15 protein-coding genes and 1 other RNA gene are annotated in these 17900 nt (G+C 59.0%); 12 read left to right on the forward strand and 4 right to left on the reverse strand.

The window, feature by feature from the left end:
* Positions 1-132 precede the first annotated feature (132 nt).
* The 12 genes from eat to BLU85_RS27210 all read left to right on the forward strand — a co-directional run bounded on the left by eat (position 133) and on the right by BLU85_RS27210 (position 11815).
* The gene (gene eat, locus BLU85_RS27155) at positions 133-1503 is read left to right on the forward strand and encodes an ethanolamine permease (protein ID WP_092205239.1); all 1371 of its coding nucleotides are present in this window, start codon (positions 133-135) and stop codon (positions 1501-1503) included.
* A gap of 203 nt (positions 1504-1706) precedes the next feature.
* Positions 1707-3101, forward strand: coding sequence for an ethanolamine ammonia-lyase subunit EutB (locus tag BLU85_RS27160; RefSeq protein ID WP_092205240.1), 1395 nt, complete (start codon positions 1707-1709; stop codon positions 3099-3101).
* Between the two features lie 11 nt (positions 3102-3112).
* Positions 3113-3937 (forward strand): ethanolamine ammonia-lyase subunit EutC, encoded by an 825-nt coding sequence (gene eutC, locus BLU85_RS27165; protein ID WP_092205241.1) that lies wholly within the window; start codon positions 3113-3115, stop codon positions 3935-3937.
* 107 nt (positions 3938-4044) lie between these two features.
* Positions 4045-4506 (forward strand): GNAT family N-acetyltransferase, encoded by a 462-nt coding sequence (locus BLU85_RS27170; RefSeq protein ID WP_092205242.1) that lies wholly within the window; start codon positions 4045-4047, stop codon positions 4504-4506.
* A 368-nt stretch (positions 4507-4874) separates the two neighbouring features.
* Positions 4875-5531, forward strand: a complete 657-nt coding sequence (locus BLU85_RS27175; protein ID WP_092205243.1) for a DedA family protein — start codon at positions 4875-4877, stop codon at positions 5529-5531.
* Between the two features lie 5 nt (positions 5532-5536).
* Positions 5537-6349 (forward strand): M90 family metallopeptidase, encoded by an 813-nt coding sequence (locus BLU85_RS27180; protein ID WP_092205244.1) that lies wholly within the window; start codon positions 5537-5539, stop codon positions 6347-6349.
* 112 nt (positions 6350-6461) lie between these two features.
* On the forward strand, positions 6462-6989 hold the full coding sequence (ppa, locus tag BLU85_RS27185) for an inorganic diphosphatase (RefSeq protein ID WP_053151827.1): 528 nt from the start codon (positions 6462-6464) through the stop codon (positions 6987-6989).
* A 194-nt stretch (positions 6990-7183) separates the two neighbouring features.
* On the forward strand, positions 7184-7915 hold the full coding sequence (locus BLU85_RS27190; RefSeq protein ID WP_092205245.1) for a LexA family transcriptional regulator: 732 nt from the start codon (positions 7184-7186) through the stop codon (positions 7913-7915).
* A 566-nt stretch (positions 7916-8481) separates the two neighbouring features.
* A complete protein-coding gene (locus tag BLU85_RS27195) occupies positions 8482-9249 on the forward strand; it encodes an HNH endonuclease (protein WP_092205246.1) in 768 nt (255 codons plus the stop codon).
* A gap of 127 nt (positions 9250-9376) precedes the next feature.
* On the forward strand, positions 9377-9760 hold the full coding sequence (locus tag BLU85_RS27200; protein WP_092205247.1) for a nucleotide pyrophosphohydrolase: 384 nt from the start codon (positions 9377-9379) through the stop codon (positions 9758-9760).
* A gap of 24 nt (positions 9761-9784) precedes the next feature.
* Positions 9785-11656 (forward strand): DUF2075 domain-containing protein, encoded by a 1872-nt coding sequence (locus BLU85_RS27205; protein WP_092205248.1) that lies wholly within the window; start codon positions 9785-9787, stop codon positions 11654-11656.
* 90 nt (positions 11657-11746) lie between these two features.
* An RNA gene (locus BLU85_RS27210) (hammerhead ribozyme type II) lies at positions 11747-11815 on the forward strand.
* A gap of 421 nt (positions 11816-12236) precedes the next feature.
* On the opposite strand, the gene BLU85_RS27215 is transcribed toward BLU85_RS27210, so the two are convergent.
* The 4 genes from BLU85_RS27215 to BLU85_RS27230 form a co-directional block, all read right to left on the reverse strand.
* Complete coding sequence (locus BLU85_RS27215; RefSeq protein WP_092205249.1) at positions 12237-12596, reverse strand: DUF6124 family protein; 360 nt, start codon at positions 12594-12596, stop codon at positions 12237-12239.
* A gap of 597 nt (positions 12597-13193) precedes the next feature.
* The gene (locus BLU85_RS27220) at positions 13194-14468 is read right to left on the reverse strand and encodes a glycoside hydrolase family 68 protein (RefSeq protein WP_092205250.1); all 1275 of its coding nucleotides are present in this window, start codon (positions 14466-14468) and stop codon (positions 13194-13196) included.
* A 476-nt stretch (positions 14469-14944) separates the two neighbouring features.
* Positions 14945-16357, reverse strand: coding sequence for an aldehyde dehydrogenase family protein (locus BLU85_RS27225; RefSeq protein ID WP_092205251.1), 1413 nt, complete (start codon positions 16355-16357; stop codon positions 14945-14947).
* On the reverse strand, positions 16354-17412 hold the full coding sequence (locus tag BLU85_RS27230; protein ID WP_092205252.1) for a homoserine dehydrogenase: 1059 nt from the start codon (positions 17410-17412) through the stop codon (positions 16354-16356). Before BLU85_RS27230 ends, BLU85_RS27225 begins: the two co-directional genes overlap by 4 nt.
* Between the last annotated feature and the right edge of the window lie 488 nt (positions 17413-17900).

Below are 17900 nucleotides of genomic sequence, written 5' to 3' on the forward strand. Positions count from 1 at the left end.
TTGCTCGCGATGGCGCCCTCAATGACAACATCAAACTACCGCCCCACCGCTCTGGCACGAGCCTTGCGTGCCCGCTCCACAGCAATCCCGAAAGTCCAACAGATCAAACAATAAAAAAGACAGAGAGGACTTATGACTTCTACCACCCAACTCAAACCCACACTCGGCACCCTGCATTTATGGGGCATCGCCGTCGGCCTGGTGATTTCCGGCGAGTACTTCGGCTGGAGCTACGGCTGGGGCACCGCCGGGACCCTGGGCTTTCTCGTCACCGCCCTTATGGTGGCGCTGATGTACACCTGCTTCATCTTCAGTTTCACCGAACTGACCACCGCGATTCCTCACGCCGGCGGGCCGTTTGCCTATAGCCGACGGGCCTTTGGCGAGAAAGGCGGGTTGATCGCCGGGATCGCCACCCTGATCGAATTCGTCTTTGCGCCCCCGGCCATCGCCATGGCGATTGGCGCCTACCTCAACGTGCAATTTCCCGAACTGGACCCCAAGCTCGCGGCGGTTGGCGCGTACATCGTGTTCATGACCCTGAACATCCTCGGCGTCAGCATCGCCGCCGCGTTCGAGCTGGTGGTCACCGTGCTGGCGGTCGCCGAATTGCTGGTGTTCATGGGCGTGGTCGCGCCGGGCTTCAGCTTCAGTAACTTCGTGCTCAATGGCTGGGCCGGCTCCAACGAGTTCACCCTCGCTTCGATCCCGGGCATTTTCGCGGCGATCCCCTTCGCCATCTGGTTCTTCCTCGCCATCGAAGGCGCGGCCATGGCCGCCGAAGAAGCCAAGGACCCGAAGCGCACGATTCCCCGCGCCTATGTCAGCGGCATCCTGACCCTGGTGTTCCTCGCCATCGGCGTGATGATCATGGCCGGCGGCGTGGGCGACTGGCGCACCCTGTCGAACATCAACGACCCGCTGCCCCAGGCCATGAAGGCGGTGGTCGGCAACAATTCAACCTGGATGCACATGCTGGTGTGGATCGGCCTGTTCGGCCTGGTGGCGAGTTTCCACGGGATCATCCTCGGCTACTCCCGGCAGTTCTTCGCCCTGGCCCGGGCCGGTTATCTGCCCCGTGGCCTGGCGAAACTGTCGCGCTTCCAGACCCCGCACCGGGCGATCCTGGCCGGCGGCGTGATCGGCATCGCGGCGATCTACAGCGATGGCCTGGTGAACCTGCAAGGCATGACCTTGACGGCGGCGATGATCACCATGTCGGTGTTTGGCGCCATCGTGATGTACATCATCAGCATGCTCAGCCTGTTCAGATTGCGTAAGACCGAACCGAACCTGGAACGCACCTTCCGCGCCCCGGGCTACCCAATCGTGCCGGGCATTGCGCTGTTCCTGGCGGTGGTGTGCCTGGTGGCGATGGCGTGGTTCAACATGGTGATTGGCCTGGTGTTCCTCGGTTTCATGATTGTCGGCTACCTGTATTTCCAACTAACCGCCAAGCAACGCTCCGATGCGCCGGCGGACGCTATGCTCACAGGTATCTGAACGTTGCACCGGCGCCGGGCCGAGGGCCTGGCGCCTGCCATTTAAAAGTGCATGCCGTCCCCCTGTGGGAGCGAGCTTGCTCGCGATAGCGGTCTTACATCCGGCACATGTGTTGAATGACACACCGCTATCGCGAGCAAGCTCGCTCCCACAGGGTTATGGGGTGTATTAAAGTTTTCTAGAGAATCAGGAGGACACCGCCCATGGCCGCATTCGCCCATTCCGTCGGCGCCCAGACCTATCGTTTCGACAGCCTCAAAGAGCTAATGGCCAAGGCCAGCCCGGCACGCTCGGGGGATTTCCTGGCCGAGATCGCGGCGCTCAACGATGGCGAGCGAGTGGCTGCGCAAATGGCGCTGGCCGACCTGCCCCTCAGCCATTTCCTGCAGGAAATGCTGATTCCTTACGAGGCCGACGAAGTCACCCGGTTGATCGTCGACACCCACGACAAACAAGCCTTCGCCACCGTCAGCCACCTCACGGTCGGCGGTTTTCGCGACTGGCTGCTCAGCGACGCCGCCGATGAACAGAGCCTACGGGCACTGGCCCCCGGCCTGACCCCGGAAATGGTCGCGGCCGTGTCGAAAATCATGCGCGTGCAGGATTTGGTGCTGGTGGCGCAGAAAATCCGCGTAGTCACCAAATTCCGCGGCACCCTCGGCCTGCGCGGGCGCTTGTCCACCCGCCTGCAACCCAACCACCCCACCGACGAACCCGCCGGGATCGCCGCGAGCATCCTCGACGGCCTGCTCTTCGGCAACGGCGACGCCATGATCGGCATCAACCCGGCGACCGACAGCACGGCCTCGATCTGCGCCATGCTGGAAATGCTCGACGCCATCATCCAGCGCTACGACATCCCCACCCAGGGCTGCGTGCTGACCCACGTCACCACCTCCATCGAAGCGGCGAACCGTGGCGTGCCCCTGGACCTGGTGTTCCAGTCCATCGCCGGCACCGAAGCGGCCAACGCCAGTTTCGGCATCAGCCTGAGCATCTTGAAGGAAGGCTACGACGCCGGGCTCAGCTTGAATCGCGGCACCCTGGGCAACAACCTGATGTATTTCGAAACCGGCCAGGGCAGCGCGCTGTCGGCCAACGCCCACCACGGCGTCGATCAACAGACCTGCGAGACCCGGGCCTACGCCGTCGCACGGCATTTCAACCCGTTCCTGGTGAACACGGTTGTAGGCTTCATCGGCCCGGAATACCTGTACAACGGCAAACAGATCATCCGCGCCGGCCTCGAAGACCACTTCTGCGGCAAGCTGCTGGGCGTGCCGATGGGTTGCGACATCTGCTACACCAACCACGCCGAAGCCGACCAGGACGACATGGACACCCTGCTGACCCTGCTGGGCGTGGCCGGGATCAACTTCATCATGGGCATCCCCGGCTCCGACGACATCATGCTCAACTACCAGACCACCTCGTTCCACGACGCCCTCTACGCCCGCCAGACCCTGGGCCTGAAGCCGGCGCCGGAATTCGAAACCTGGCTGGCGAACATGGGCATCTTCACCCAGGCCGATGGCCGGGTGCGGTTCGGCGACAACCTGCCACCGGCGTTCCGTCACGCCCTCGCGCATTTGGGATGAGAGAACTGCCCATGGATAAAAAACCTGTCGACCCGCAAAACCCTTGGCTGAATCTGCGCAACCTCACCCCGGCACGCATCGCCCTGGGCCGCACCGGCACCAGCCTGCCGACCCAGGCGCAACTGGATTTCCAATACGCCCACGCCCAGGCCCGCGATGCCGTGCACCTGGCCTTCGATCACCAGGGCATTCGCGCACAGCTGACCGAGCGCGGCCGTGAAAGCCTGTTGCTCCACAGCGCCGCGGCCGACCGACACAGTTATCTACAGCGCCCGGACCTGGGCCGCCGGCTCGACGACGCCTCCGCGCACATCCTGCAGGACTACGCAGCGGCCCATCCCGGCGGCGTGGACCTGGCCATCGTCGTGGCTGACGGCCTGTCGGCCCTGGCGGTGCATCGCCATACCTTGCCGTTCCTGGCGCGGCTGGAAGAACAGATCGCCGCTGAAGGCTGGTCGACGTCGCCGGTGATCCTGGTGGAACAGGGCCGCGTCGCCGTGGCCGATGAAGTGGCGCAGCGGCTTGGTGCGAAAATGTCGGTGATCCTCATCGGCGAACGCCCCGGCCTCAGCTCCCCCGACAGCCTGGGGCTGTATTTCACCTACGCGCCCAAGGTCGGCCTGACCGACGCCTATCGCAACTGCATCTCCAATGTCCGCCTCGAAGGCCTGAGCTACGGCATGGCGGCCCATCGCTTGATCTACCTGATGCGCGAGGCCTGCCGCCGTCAGCTTTCGGGCGTCAATCTGAAGGACGAAGCCCAGGTGAACACTCTAGAAGCGGAAAACGGAGCCGATATGAAAGGTAATTTCCTACTGGCGCCGCCCCGAAACTGATCCGTTTATCCGATTGCGTTTTTGATCCGCTTTCAGGCAGCATCAAAAACACGGCAGCGCGACGTTGTTGTCAGAGTATCTGTCGACCTTTGCAGACGAGACCTACCATGCGGATTATCCAAGCGACGCTGGAACACCTGGACCTGCTGACCCCATTGTTCGTCAAGTACCGGGAATTCTACGGCTCACTGCCCTACCCGGATTCGTCCCGAGCCTTCCTCGAAAAGCGCCTGCGCCGCAAGGAATCGGTGATCTACCTGGCCTTGCCCGATGACGACGACCACAAGCTGCTGGGCTTCTGCCAGCTCTACCCGAGCTTCTCGTCGCTGTCCCTCAAGCGTGTGTGGATCCTCAACGACATCTACGTCGCCGAAGACGCCCGCCGCCAACTGGTGGCCGACAACCTGATCCGCACCGCGAAAAAAATGGCCAAGGAAACCAACGCCGTGCGCATGCGCGTCTCCACCAGCAGCAACAACGAAGTGGCGCAGAAAACCTACGAATCGATCGGCTTCAAGGAAGACACCGAGTTCAAAAACTACGTGTTGCCGATCAGTGAAGGGCTCTGACCCCTGTGGCTGAGTGCTCCCCCTGCCACAACACCAAACCCTCTGTGGCGAGGGGATTTATCCCCGCTGGGCTGCGCAGCAGCCCCAAAACCTGAGCGCGCGGTGCATCAGATTGACCGAGTCGGCTGACTTAGGGCCGCTCCGCGCCCCAACGGGGATAAATCCCCTCACCACAAGAGCCTTCACCCAGCCTGCCCCCAACCACAACACCACCGAAATCCCTGGCTACAAACTCACCCCGCTCCCCGCCCTCCAGCCCGTATAATGCCGCTCTTCCCGGCTTGTAAGAAAAAGCTACACACTCTGTAGCCATACTCCAAGCCCGACCCAAAGCCTGCCGAGCCAGGCCACCACCACAGGTGTCATGCATGGACTTCAATCCCCTCGACCTCATCCTGCACCTCGATGTGTACCTCGACCTGCTGGTGACCAACTACGGCACCTGGGTCTACGCCATCCTGTTCCTGGTGATCTTCTGTGAAACCGGCCTGGTGGTCATGCCGTTCCTGCCGGGTGATTCCCTGCTGTTCATCGCCGGCGCCGTAGCGGCCGGTGGCGCCATGGACCCCGTGCTGCTGGCCGGCCTGCTAATGCTCGCGGCCATCCTCGGCGACAGCACCAACTACCTCATCGGCCGCACCGCTGGCGAAAAACTGTTCAGCAACCCCAACTCGAAAATCTTCCGCCGCGACTACCTGCAGCAAACCCACGACTTCTACGACAAACACGGCGGCAAAACCGTGACCTTGGCGCGCTTCCTGCCGATCATCCGCACCTTCGCCCCCTTCGTCGCCGGCGTCGGCAAAATGAATTACCTGCGCTTCTTCGGCTTCAGCGTCCTCGGCACCGTCCTCTGGGTCGGCGGCCTGGTGACCCTCGGTTACTTCTTCGGCAACGTGCCCTTCATCAAGCAAAACCTGTCGCTGCTGGTGGTGGGCATCATCCTGGTGTCGCTGCTGCCGATGATCATCAGCCTGGTGCGCAGCAAAATGAACCAGCGCGCTTCGAAAACCCAACCACGCTGATCGCCATGTGGTCCCTGAGCAACTGGCGCCGCCGACGCACCCTCGCCAAACACCCCGTCCCCGACGAAACCTGGCAGCGGGTGCGCCAACAATTGAGCTTCCTCGACGGCATCAGCGCCGCCGAGGACCAATGGCTGCGAGAAGCCAGCGTGCTGTTCCTGCATGACAAACACCTCACCGCCCTGCCCGGCGTCGAACTGCACCAGGAACAACGCCTGCTCCTCGCCGCCCAGGCCCAACTGCCGTTGATGCACCTCGGCGAGCTGAACTGGTACCAGGGCTTCCACGAAATCGTCCTCTACCCCGACGACTTCCTCAGCCCCCAGCGTTACCGCGACGCCAGCGGCATCGAGCACGAATGGGACGGCGAACACAGCGGCGAAGCCTGGCCCCAGGGCCCGATCATCCTGGCCTGGGACGGCGTGATGGCCAGCGGCGGCTGGGACGGCTACAACCTGGTGATCCACGAACTGGCGCACAAACTCGACATGCTCAACGGCGACGCCAACGGCCTGCCACCACTGCACGCCGACATGCGCGTCAGCGACTGGGCCGAAGCCATGCAACAGGCCTTCGACGACCTCGACCGCCAACTGGACCAGAACCCCGACGCAGAAACCCTCATCGACCCCTACGCCGCGGAAAACCCGGCGGAGTTCTTCGCCGTCACCAGCGAATACTTCTTCAGCGCCCCGGACCTGCTGCACCAGGCCTATCCACGGGTCTATGAACAGCTCAAGGCGTTCTACCGCCAGGATCCTTTGGCCCGGCTGCGGCAACTTCAAGCCGAAGATCCGGTCTATCAGGCGTCATACTAAGGTCTCTAAGACCCTGGTAACGTGGCAACAGCGGCCGAATATGCCTATAATCGCCGCCACTTTTTGGTCAATCCGACCAAGTCATTTGGTCAACTAACGGGGGCACCGCCCAATGAGCTACAGCAAGATTCCGGCTGGCAAAGACCTGCCGAACGACATCTACGTCGCGATCGAAATCCCGGCCAACCACGCCCCGATCAAATACGAAATCGACAAAGACAGCGACTGCCTGTTCGTTGACCGTTTCATGGCCACCCCCATGTTCTACCCGGCCAACTACGGTTACATCCCCAACACCCTGGCCGACGACGGCGACCCCCTCGACGTGCTAGTCGTGACCCCATACCCAGTGGCCCCAGGCTCGGTCATCCGCGCCCGTCCAGTCGGCATCCTGAACATGACCGACGACGGCGGCGGCGATGCCAAAGTCATCGCAGTGCCACACGACAAACTGTCGCAACTGTACGTCGACGTGAAGGAATACACCGACCTGCCACCACTGCTGATCCAGCAGATCGAACACTTCTTCGAGAACTACAAAGACCTCGAAAAAGGCAAGTGGGTCAAGATCGAAGGCTGGGCCGGCGCAGACGCCGCCCGCGAAGCGATCACCAAGTCGGTTGCCGCCTACAAAGGCTGAAACAAACTTGAAAAGAACCCCGGTATGCCCCGGGGTTTTTTTATGCCTTAATGGTTTCTAATACGAAGCCGTATTAACTTCGTTTAACCACGTTTAGCCCGCGCCTTTCAAATCCCAAAAACGGAAAGATCGTCTTATATATTTGCACGACATGTTTATTGCCGAAAACACAGTCGCCCCTAAACTTTCCGTTTATGAAAAAACTTTCCAGTGGCGACCGCTTCCGCGCCCTTCTAAAAGAAGCGAACATCCGATCCGCCGACTTCGCGAAGTTATACGGCGTGAAATCCCAACACGTGAACAACTGGTTCAACCGTGGCATCCCACCAGGGCGCATCCACTCCATCGCCAGCCTGCTGACCGTCAGCCCGGAATGGCTCGCCCACGGCGAAGGCCCGCAAACCCCATTGGGCCTCGGCCCCGGCACCACCTACGAGGCGGCCGAAAACGATGGCGTCTACAGCGTGCTGGAACCCACGGACATCGAACTGCCTTTTTATAAGGAAGTCCCCATCGCCCCCGGCGAAACCAAAACCCACATCGTCGAAATCCCCGACCAATCCATCCGCCTGCCCCGCAGCCACCTCGAAACCCTGGAAATAAACCCCAGCGACGCCATCTGCCTCACCATGGTCGGCGACAGCATGGCCGAACGCATCGAAGACGGCTCCACCCTCGCCATCGACCGCGGCCTGACCCAAATCGTCGACGGCCAAATCTACGCCCTCGAACACGACGGCATGCTGCGCATCAAATACCTGCACCGCATCCCCGGCAACCGACTGCGCCTGCGCAGCCACAACAGCGCGGCCTACCCGGACGAAGTCTTCAGCGCCGAACAGATCGAGGCGCAGAACATACGGGTGATCGGCTGGGTGTTCTGGTGGTCCACCCTCAACAAACAGAGACCGCCGGTGTGCGACTAACCCACCCGAACGGAAAGACAACCACCGAAGCCCCAGTGGTTGGGCTTCAGTGGTTAGAAGCGCCAATGGTGAGCACATCTGTGGCGAGGGGATTTATCCCCGCTGGGCTGCGAAGCAGCCCCCGCTTTTCCCCTTGGATCAGCGATAAGCCAATGATTCCACACCACTTACCACTGGGATTCTGCCAAAAACCCGAGTATCCTCCGCCCCACATTTGCGAGCCCACGCCTCGCACCGACAAGGCAGATCACTTTCTGACCAAGTCCCACAGCCGGCCGCAAGAGCCGGATGTACGTTTTGAAGGCTGGTGAGGTTTGTCAAAAACGAACTGAGTTAGTCAACGAGAAGCCGGCCATAAGCCGGCTTTTTAATGTCTGAGCTTTATCCATCCCCCATCCAAAATCCCGCCTGATGACCAAACAACGTCGCTCGTAAGTATCCCCGCGCTCGACAGCAAAGGTCATCGAACACCGCATGATTCCCAAACGCCATCAGAAGAGAATATTCTGACGACATACTGCGCTGCGTCCTACAGCGAAACGGGAAACCTACGGATAGCCCCCGCCATGTCCTCCTCACCTACCAGCAATCAATCCAATCCGCCTTGGAGCCGTGACGAACTCGTCCTAGCTCTAAACCTTTACCTGCTGTACCGCAATGGCTTACCTGGCGTTAACCATCCAGAAGTCCGAGCCCTATCACAGAGCCTCAATCTCATTGGCAACGCCATCGGTATGAGCAAGAACGAGAGTTTTCGTAACGCCAACGGTGTTTATATGAAGCTCAACAATTTCCGTCGCTGGGATCCGAGCTACACCAACACTGGTCGCACAGGTCTTGCAAAAGGCAATAAGGACGAGGAATTGGTATGGCTGGAATTCGCGGATAACCCCGAGCGCTTAGCCGAAGTCGTAGCAGCCATCAAGGCGAACGTCGGAACCACTTCTACTACGCCAATAAATCTAAGCGAGGAGGAAGAGCCGGGCTTCTTCGAAGCAGAGGAAGGAAAAGTATTAACCCGCGTGCACCGTGTACGGGAAAGAGACAAAAAACTCGTCAAACGAAAAAAGGACGAAGCCCTCAAGAAGCACGGTGTTCTCCAGTGCGAAGCCTGCGGCTTCAACTTCAGTAAAACATATGGTCCTGACGTCGAAGGCGTTATCGATGTGCACCACACCAAGCCACTGCATACGCTCCAACCTGGCGATAAAACCAAACTCGCGGACCTCGCATTGCTATGTGCCAACTGTCATCGTGTGGTGCATTCACGCCGTAAGTGGCTGAGTGTGACTGAGGTCAAGGACCGCTACCAAGCCGCCAAAAACAAAGCCTGAACTGGGCCGACCCTCGGAGGCAAATCAGTGAAAAGCCTACTCCACCAAACGAAAACTCTTACAATCCATCTCTAGATTTCTGACGTGGCAGCTGTCACGTTTCTGGCAGCACACGAGAGGCAAGCCTGTGAGCAAGGCAGATGACACACCCAAACAATTAATCGACGTGGAGAATCTTGCGGCGTCGCTTCAACGCTTTGCAGATGATCGCGACTGGCAGCAATTCCACTCCCCCAAAAACCTTCTGCTAGCGCTGACAGGCGAGGTGGGCGAGCTGTGCGAAGTATTCCAATGGATGAACGAAGCCGATTCACTGGCTGCCGCTAAGCATCCGACGACCGCCCAATCTGTGAAAGACGAGTTAGCCGACGTGCTCATGTACTTGGTTCGCTTGAGTAGCGTGCTTGGCGTCGATCTCAACGAAGCGGTTACGAGCAAGCTTGCTCTGAACGGCCAGAAATACCCCGTCGACAAAGCCAAAAGCACCAGCAAAAAGTACGACCAACTCTGACCTTCAGTGCCCTAAGGATCTCTCGTGATCGTTTACGCTGCGACCAAACAACAATTCTTGAAAGACAACGATAACGACGACATTGAAGAAGTGATCCTCCGGCACTTCAAAGAGGCTACTGGTAAGAAGGTTGGCGCATCAGAGATCAGGTCCTGGCAGGGATCCCTGACCTATATGGCCAAGGTACTTCGAGATGATGACTTACCCAGCGATGCTGGTCTGGCCATTGAGTTACATATCCCACAGTCCTCGAAACGCATCGATTTTTTGCTCACGGGACGCGATGAGAACCAAGCAAAAAAAGCTGTATTGATCGAACTGAAGCAATGGAGCAAGGCGAGCGCAACCACCAAGGACGCAATTGTCAAAACTGCCTTAGGTGGCGGTCTCGTTGAAACCATTCACCCGTCCTATCAGGTATGGTCGTACGCAGCACTGTTAGAAGGCTTCAACGAAGCGGTCTATGACAAAAGCATCGAAATTCGCCCCTGTGCCTATCTGCATAACTATGTCAGCGATGGCGTCATCGACTCCGCTCACTACCAAGCCCATACCAGTAAAGCTCCGTTGTTCCTCAAAGGCCCTGAGGAACTCACCAAGCTACGGACCTTCCTGAAAAAACACATCACTTACGGCGATGACAAGGAGGTTCTTTACGAACTCTCCAACGGAAAAATTCGGCCATCCAAAGCGTTAGCCGAGGCGCTTGGCGGGCTCATGAAAGGCAAACCTGAGTTCGTATTGATTGACGACCAAAAAGAAATCTTCGAGTCAGCGCTTGTTGCGGCGAGTGAGGCGTCCATAGCATCGCCAAAGGTGCTAATCATTGAGGGCGGCCCGGGGACCGGAAAAACCGTTTTGGCAATTAACTTGCTGGTAAGACTCACCGGGTTAAAGTTGCTGAGCAAATACGTCTCGAAAAACGCCGCACCACGCAAGGTCTACGAAAGCAAACTAGTCGGTACGATCAAACGTAGTCATTTTTCTAATTTCTTTTCTGGCTCGGGTGCATTTATCGAAACCGAGCCCAACACGTTCGACGCACTCATCGTTGACGAAGCTCACAGGCTCAACGAGAAAAGCGGCCTTTATGGGAACCTGGGCGAAAACCAAATCAAGGAACTGATCAACTCTGCGAAATGCTCGATTTTCTTCATCGACGAAGATCAGCGCGTGACCTTGAGCGACATTGGTAGCAAGCAGGCTATCCGCGTTTTTGCGAAAGCCAAAGGCGCAACCGTCGAGGAATACATGCTGTCGTCTCAGTTTCGCTGCAGTGGATCTGATGGATATCTGGCGTGGCTGGATGACGTGCTGGCTATTCGACCGACCGCCAATCCGCTGCTCGATACGAGCGAGTATGAGTTCAAGGTGTTCGACACCCCGCAGGCAATGCACGCTGCCATTGAGCAGAAAAACCACGGGAACAAAGCTCGCGTAGTCGCGGGTTATTGCTGGCCTTGGCTCAGCAAAAAAGATCCCCAGGCATCCGATATCGTGATCGGTGATGATTATGCGCGCCAATGGAACCTGGATCAGGATGGCAGTTTGTGGATCATTGCGGAAAACTCCATTGAACAGGTTGGTTGCATCCACACCTGCCAGGGACTGGAAGTCGACTATATAGGCGTGATCATCGGGCCAGATTTGATCGTTCGTGACGGGCAAGTACTCACATCGCCGCATAAACGTGACAAGCACGACAAATCGATTCGCGGCTGGAAGAAACTGATGAAAGAGCGGCCTGATTTCGCGCAGAAAGAAACGGATCTGATCATCAAAAACACCTACCGAACACTGATGACCCGTGGGATGAAAGGGTGCTACCTCTACTGTACTGATCGGGAGACGGCACAGTACTTTGAGAGTCGGCTTGCCGAGTGCAGCAACGACTGACGATTTGAGTCAAGACGTCAGACCTGCGTTACCAACAGCGAATCACGGCACCGTAATAGACCAAGTCTGCTGGGCTGGTTAATATTGGCGCGCCGAAACGCACCCAAGCAGGTGCGTCTCTCAGAGGTGGCCTCCTGAGACTGATGATGGCGGGTGCTGTTCTAGGGGTTATAGGTCCTACGGACTTCATTGCAGGTTTTGTAATTTCAGAAATCATCTCCCATCTATCAAATCTCAAAATAGAGGGTTTCCATATGGTCAAGAAGGCGATACACGAGGTAATGGCATACGTAAAACGCTTCACGAGCCGCGTCATCGCGTCTCTGGAGGCCCACCTCCCTTCCAGGCGAAGCCTGCTGAAGAGCTTGTGAAATTCAAGCGAAAAGGAATCTGAGAAATCACCTTATCGGGTAACAGTACCAAGCCGAATTTGACATGGCGAAAGTCAACAAGCTACCTAGGGAGTCCGGGGCGATTCAGCTCTGCACAATTCTGAGAGCTCATCGTGCCGGCTCACGGGACAAAAAAGGCCTTGCCATGCAAGACCTTTTTTTCATGCCCGGGTAAGCGCGGCCCCTTGCTACCTCACCTCAACAATATCCAACGCCCGATTCGCCAACAGCTCACTCACCTCAATCACCTGCAAAATCCCCAACGCAAAATGCCGTCGTGATCCCTCAAGACCAAACGCCAGATCATTGATCATGGCATTAGCCGCGGCCAGGTTTTCACTGAGGTTGGCAAGCAGACATTCCGAATCAACATCAGGTGCGATACGAAAAATGGTGTTGGATTTGTCGGACGTTTCCTTCTCAGGCGTAGGCTTCAGGTAGTAATCCAACGCCCGGTTGGCAGCGTCATCGAGCATATTGTTACGAGCAGACTGAGCGCGAGATACATGCTCATCTGCGGTCGGAGGGTTCGGTGTAATTTTTGCCATCGACTTAGGTTCCTGTAAGTGAGGCTGCAACCACCTCGCGACTAAACGAAGGGGCGGCAGCTGTGCGCAGGTTAGTCGACCGGTGAACCTAAGAATCCCGGCGCGCCCCGGGGGCGCCCTGCGCACAGCCACCATCAATACAGGAACAGCAAAGCCTGTCCGACGGGGACTTGGTACGCCTTAGGTTGAGACGGGCGACTAAACCCGATCACTGATGAGCAGTGACAGGACCCAAACTACCGACGTGACCCAAGACGCACAAGCCAGCGGATTCTGGCGTAGTTGTAGGCAATGGCGCAAGGCGATGTCGGTCGTGGCTAGTCTCGTGGAGTCACGATAAACAGCCGGCTGGAAGGTTGCGGATGCACCGCTATCGCGAGCAAGCTCGCTCCCACAGAGGCGCTTGTGTACATACGTCGAAGAGAAATGCATTCGCGACTGGCTGCATCCTTGCAGCCAGTCGCGAGCGGGTTACGACTCGTTGTTCAACGGGGCTTGCGACCAACATCGCAATGAATCAGACGGGATATCTCGATCATATCCACAACGGTTTTGTCATCGACCGCAAACCCGCTGCCTGAACCCCCTGCGTCGCTATTACTTGAGCGTGACGTCGAGCATCGGCGGGATGTAACCGTAGTCGTACTCGGCCACCACGAACGTCTGCTGCCCTTTTATTTTCATGCCCACCGTGGGCGCCTCCGTGCCACCCACACGAATCTGCGTGCCGGTTTCGTCGGTCGGTACGCTGTCGATAAAGGAGGTCACCAGGCCGTTTGGCATCACGTAGTGCGAATAGGTCTGGAACGGCTGGGAGGACGGGTTGCCCAGTACCAGGCCGGAACCGTTGAGCGGCACGTAGGGGCCGAACAGCGAGTCCGCGACGAAGCCGTACACGCCGTCCGGCCCGGTCACACCGTCGGCGTAGGTGAAGGTGTGGCTGATCGTGAACAGGTAGTACTTGCCATCCTGGAACACGAAGTGCGGGCGTTCGGTCTGGTCGTTGACGCCCACGGCCGTCAGCAGCGGCGGCAACATTTCCCAGTCGTCACCGTCTGCGTCGCGGGCCACGGCGATGCCTACACAGGCGGTCTGGAAGCGCGAGTTGCCGACATCTTCATAACCCGGTGGCACGTCGCCGATTTCGGCCTCGCCCACTTTGTGCGAGCCGCGCTCGCCGGCCACGTTGCCCTCGAACAGCATGTACAGTTTGCCGTCGTTCGGGTCGCGGAATGGCCATGGGTCGCGGAAACCCCAGAAGGCGTTTTGGGCTTCGGTCTGATACATCTTGCCGTCGGCCTCGAACAGTGGCTTGACCTTCTCGAAGCCGACCATGCTGACACCATGTTCAGTGGTCACGACCCGACCGCGCACTTTGACGATGGTCGCGCCTGGGGTGACGGCGGTGTAGTACAGGTCCACTTCACCTCGGTCGTTCAACAGAATCGGCGTGCCGGCCCATTCGCGAGCGGTCGGCGAAACCCCTTCGGCCATCACACGGCCACCGAGCTCCCAGTTCTTGCCGGTACGAGAAAACCAGTAGTACATCTTTGCCCGACCGTGACGATCGTTCCAATCACGGAGGATGTCGTAGTTACCGTCCTCGTCGAGGTACTGCGGGTCGTTTGGATGACGATCGGCCGTCAGGGTGAAGATCACCGACCAGCCATCGACGGACGTCACGTTACCGTCCAGGTCGCGCAGGGGCATGGTGTCCCAGATGAACACGTCGTCGCTCAATACCGGGAAATCCGCGCGGACCAGCGGCTGAGTGGTGGTTGGATCGTCCGCCCGGACTTTCAACGCATCAGCGCGGGTCCACAGGCTGGGTTGATGGGGGGTGACACCGAATTTTTCAGTGGTGGTTTTCATAAGGTAATACCTCGTCCATGAATGGATTCAAATAAATGATGCTTGAGAAATACTGGATGCGCATACAGTGAAATCACCTTATAGAGGCTCATGCATGCGGGTCAAGGAAAAAAATGCATTTGTGCATAATTTGGTTTTTTCTTGAGGCTGATACGTTTCAGCTTTGAGCGTTCACAGAAGTTTGTTCTCGGGGAGATCGACGACGTTAGCTGCACGCTCGGTGCTCTGAGCCACTACTCAGTGGAAAGCTTGCGGAACTGGCAACAGGTGGAAGTAATGCATAGAGGGATTGGTCGACTGAGCTTGGGCGTCGTGCGCAAAGCTCAACAAGGCGGGGAGTCAGCGGTTCTGAGGGTGACGGGTGTATCGCTATCGCGAGCAAGCTCGCTCCCACAGGGTATGCGGTGGCTGTGTGGTTTGTGCAGAAAAGCATCGGGCAGGTGACCAAACCTGTCCGATGCCAACGACCTGACCTGTTATCCCAACGTATTCAAACAAACCACCTTCGGCTGGGTCATTTCCTCGTACGCAAACCGCACCCCTTCCCTGCCCAAACTGCCGTACTTGGAGCCCCCGAACGGCATCGCATCGAAACGAAAATCGGAGGAGTCGTTGATCATCACCCCTCCCGCCTCGATCCGTCGTGCAGCACTCATAGCCGTACCGAGATCGTTGGTGAAAATCCCGGCATGAAGCGCGTAATCAGGTTCGTTAGCCAGCTCGATGGCTTCATCAAACGTCTCGAACGGCTGCAACACCACCACCGGCGCGAAGACCTCGTTGCGCCAGAGTCGGCTGGCGTGGTCGACGTTTTCCAACACCGTAGCGGCGTAGCAGGCGCCTTGGCGGCGTTGGCCGCAGAGTAAGGTGGCGCCTTCTTGCAGGGCTTCGTTCACCACGTGTTCGGCGTTTTGCGCGGCTTGGTGGGTGATCATCGGGCCGATGTCGGTGTGGGCGAGCAGTGGGTTGCCAACCACGAGGGCTTGGGCCTGGTGGACGAAGCGTTCGCGGAAGGCGGCGTAGATTGGTGCGTGGATGAGCAGGCGTTGAGTGCCGATGCAGTTTTGCCCGGCGGCCCAGAAGGCGCCGGAGATGCAGCTGTCGACGGCGGCGTCGAGGTTGCAGTCGGCCATGACGATGACCGGGGCATTGCCGCCGAGGTCCATGGCGAGTTTTTTCAGGCCGGCGGTGCGGGCGATTTGTTCGCCGGTGACGAAGCCGCCGGTGAAAGAGATCATGCGCACGTCGCGGGCGGCGACCAGGGCTTTGCCGAGTTCGGCGCCGCCGGTGGCGACGGTGACCACGCTTTCGGGCAGGCCGGCGGCGACCAGGTAGGAGACCAGTTTGAGGGCTGACAACGGTGCCAGTTCGGACGGTTTGAGGATCACCGCGTTGCCGCCGGCAATGGCCGGGCCGAGTTTGTGGGCCACCAGGTTCAGCGGGTCGTTGTAGGGGGTGATGGCGACGATCAGGCCCAGGGGGTCGCGGGTGAACCAGCCTTGGCGCGATTCGGCGCCTTCGTAGGCGTCGAACGGCACGATTTCGCCGGCGTTGCGCTTGGCTTCTTCGGCGGAGAGCTTGAGGGTGTTGACGCAGCGTTTGACTTCTTTTTCCGCCTGTTTGAGGGTCTTGCCGGCTTCGTCGACGATCAGCCGGGCGAAGGCTTTGGCGTCGCGTTCGATGTTCAGTGCGGCATGTTCGAGAATGCTGGCGCGGCGATGACGCGGTAGCGCGGCGCAGGCCTTTACGCCGTTGCGGCCGGTCTCGAGCAGTTGTGGGACTTCTGAGGCTTGGAGGTCCGCGACGGTGCCGACAACGCTGCCGTCGAATGGGTTGAGGACTTCGATGTGCGGTTCGACGACCGCCAGGGCCAGGCGCGATACGTTCACAGGTTGTGCTCCTGTTTGCGGGTTGCCGATTGGTGGATGTGGATGATGTCCGACAGCAGCGCGAAGGCGGTTTCGGTGCGGCCTGCGCCGGGGCCCGAGACGGTGACGGCGCCGAGCAGTTCCGAGGTGAACGACACGGCGTTGATGGCGCCGCTGACGCTGGCCAGTGGGTGGTCGTTGCTCAGCAGGCGCGGTTCGACGCTGGCGCTGATGGAGCCGTCGGCGTTGCGGCTGGCGGCGCCGATGAGTTTCCAGCGGGCGCCGTCCTCGCGGGCTTTTTCGATGTCGGCGAGGCTGAGGGCGGAGATGCCGCTGCAGGTGACGTCGTTGACGGTGAGCTTGGCGTCCAGCAGTTCGTTGGCGAGGATCACGACTTTGAGGCGCACGTCATGGCCTTCGACGTCCGCGGTTGGGTCGGCTTCGGCGTAGCCCAGTTCCTGGGCTTTTTTGACCGCTTCGGCAAACCCCAATCCGCCTTCCATGCAGGTCAGGACGAAGTTGGAGGTGCCGTTGAGGATGCCTTCGAAACCACTGATCGAGCTGCCGGCCAGGGACTGTTTGGCAAGGCGAATCACGGGGGTGCCGCTCATGACCGAGCCTTCGTATTCGAAAGCGACGTTGTTGTGCTGGGCCAGGGCTTTGAGTTCGGCGCCGTGCAGGGCGATGGGGCCTTTGTTGGTGGTGACCACGTGCTTGCCGCGCTCCAGGGCCCAGCGGCAGAACGAGGTGGCGGGCTCGCCGTCCACCGGGTTGGTGAAGGTGGCTTCGGCGATGATGTCGGCGCCGCAGTCTTTGATCACGGCTTCATTGAGGGCGTCGACGGTGCCGCCGGGGAGTTGGGCCATGGCGCCTTGGGTGGCTGGCAGTCTGGCCAGTGACGCGGCGTCGAGGCCGTGGCGGTCCATCACCGAACCGAGGAACAGGTCGGTGACGCCGACGATTTTCAGGGTGAAGCCGAGGTCGGTTTTCCATTGTGGGTTGCGCTCGGCAATCAGTTGAGCCAATGCCCGGTTCACACCGCCGAAGCCGACCAGTGCCAGTTTGTATTCAGTCATTTTTATTATGTCCTTGATCCGGGGGTGGGTTGTTGGGATCTAGGTTAGGGGGGTGGGGTGGGCAGTGAAATATGCCAATTTGCTCTATTTTTTGGGCGTTTTGACCAGGGGGTGGGCAAAGCGGTAAGCACGGGAAAAAGCCAACAGGGAATCGAATGGCCGGGCACATTCCCCTGTGGGAGCGAGCTTGCTCGCGATGGGGCCAGGTCAGGTACATCGATGGTGGCGGGTGTACCGCTATCGCGAGCAAGCTCGCTCCCACAGGTTTTCTCGGTGCCTGATCCATTAGTGTCAGGAAATCCACCTGCTTGGCTGACCCACTGCTGACCGCTCTTGTGGCGAGGGAGCTTGCTCCCGTTGGGCTGCGCAGCGGCCCCTGGAATTGGCCTGCGCGGTGGGTCAGGTAGATTGCGGTCAACCGGGTTGGGGCTGCTTCGCAGCCCAGCGGGAGCAAGCTCCCTCGCCACGGTAGTGGTTGGGCACATTCC

This window comes from Pseudomonas sp. NFACC14, assembly GCF_900106885.1.
GTDB lineage: Bacteria > Pseudomonadota > Gammaproteobacteria > Pseudomonadales > Pseudomonadaceae > Aquipseudomonas > Aquipseudomonas fluorescens_AA.

Coding starts and splice junctions, on each gene's coding strand:
- eat (WP_092205239.1), top strand. CDS start 133: ATGACTTCTACCACCCAACTCAAACCCACACTCGGCACCCTGCATTTA.
- BLU85_RS27160 (WP_092205240.1), top strand. CDS start 1,707: ATGGCCGCATTCGCCCATTCCGTCGGCGCCCAGACCTATCGTTTCGAC.
- eutC (WP_092205241.1), top strand. CDS start 3,113: ATGGATAAAAAACCTGTCGACCCGCAAAACCCTTGGCTGAATCTGCGC.
- BLU85_RS27170 (WP_092205242.1), top strand. CDS start 4,045: ATGCGGATTATCCAAGCGACGCTGGAACACCTGGACCTGCTGACCCCA.
- BLU85_RS27175 (WP_092205243.1), top strand. CDS start 4,875: ATGGACTTCAATCCCCTCGACCTCATCCTGCACCTCGATGTGTACCTC.
- BLU85_RS27180 (WP_092205244.1), top strand. CDS start 5,537: ATGTGGTCCCTGAGCAACTGGCGCCGCCGACGCACCCTCGCCAAACAC.
- ppa (WP_053151827.1), top strand. CDS start 6,462: ATGAGCTACAGCAAGATTCCGGCTGGCAAAGACCTGCCGAACGACATC.
- BLU85_RS27190 (WP_092205245.1), top strand. CDS start 7,184: ATGAAAAAACTTTCCAGTGGCGACCGCTTCCGCGCCCTTCTAAAAGAA.
- BLU85_RS27195 (WP_092205246.1), top strand. CDS start 8,482: ATGTCCTCCTCACCTACCAGCAATCAATCCAATCCGCCTTGGAGCCGT.
- BLU85_RS27215 (WP_092205249.1), bottom strand. CDS start 12,596: ATGGCAAAAATTACACCGAACCCTCCGACCGCAGATGAGCATGTATCT.
- BLU85_RS27220 (WP_092205250.1), bottom strand. CDS start 14,468: ATGAAAACCACCACTGAAAAATTCGGTGTCACCCCCCATCAACCCAGC.
- BLU85_RS27230 (WP_092205252.1), bottom strand. CDS start 17,412: ATGACTGAATACAAACTGGCACTGGTCGGCTTCGGCGGTGTGAACCGG.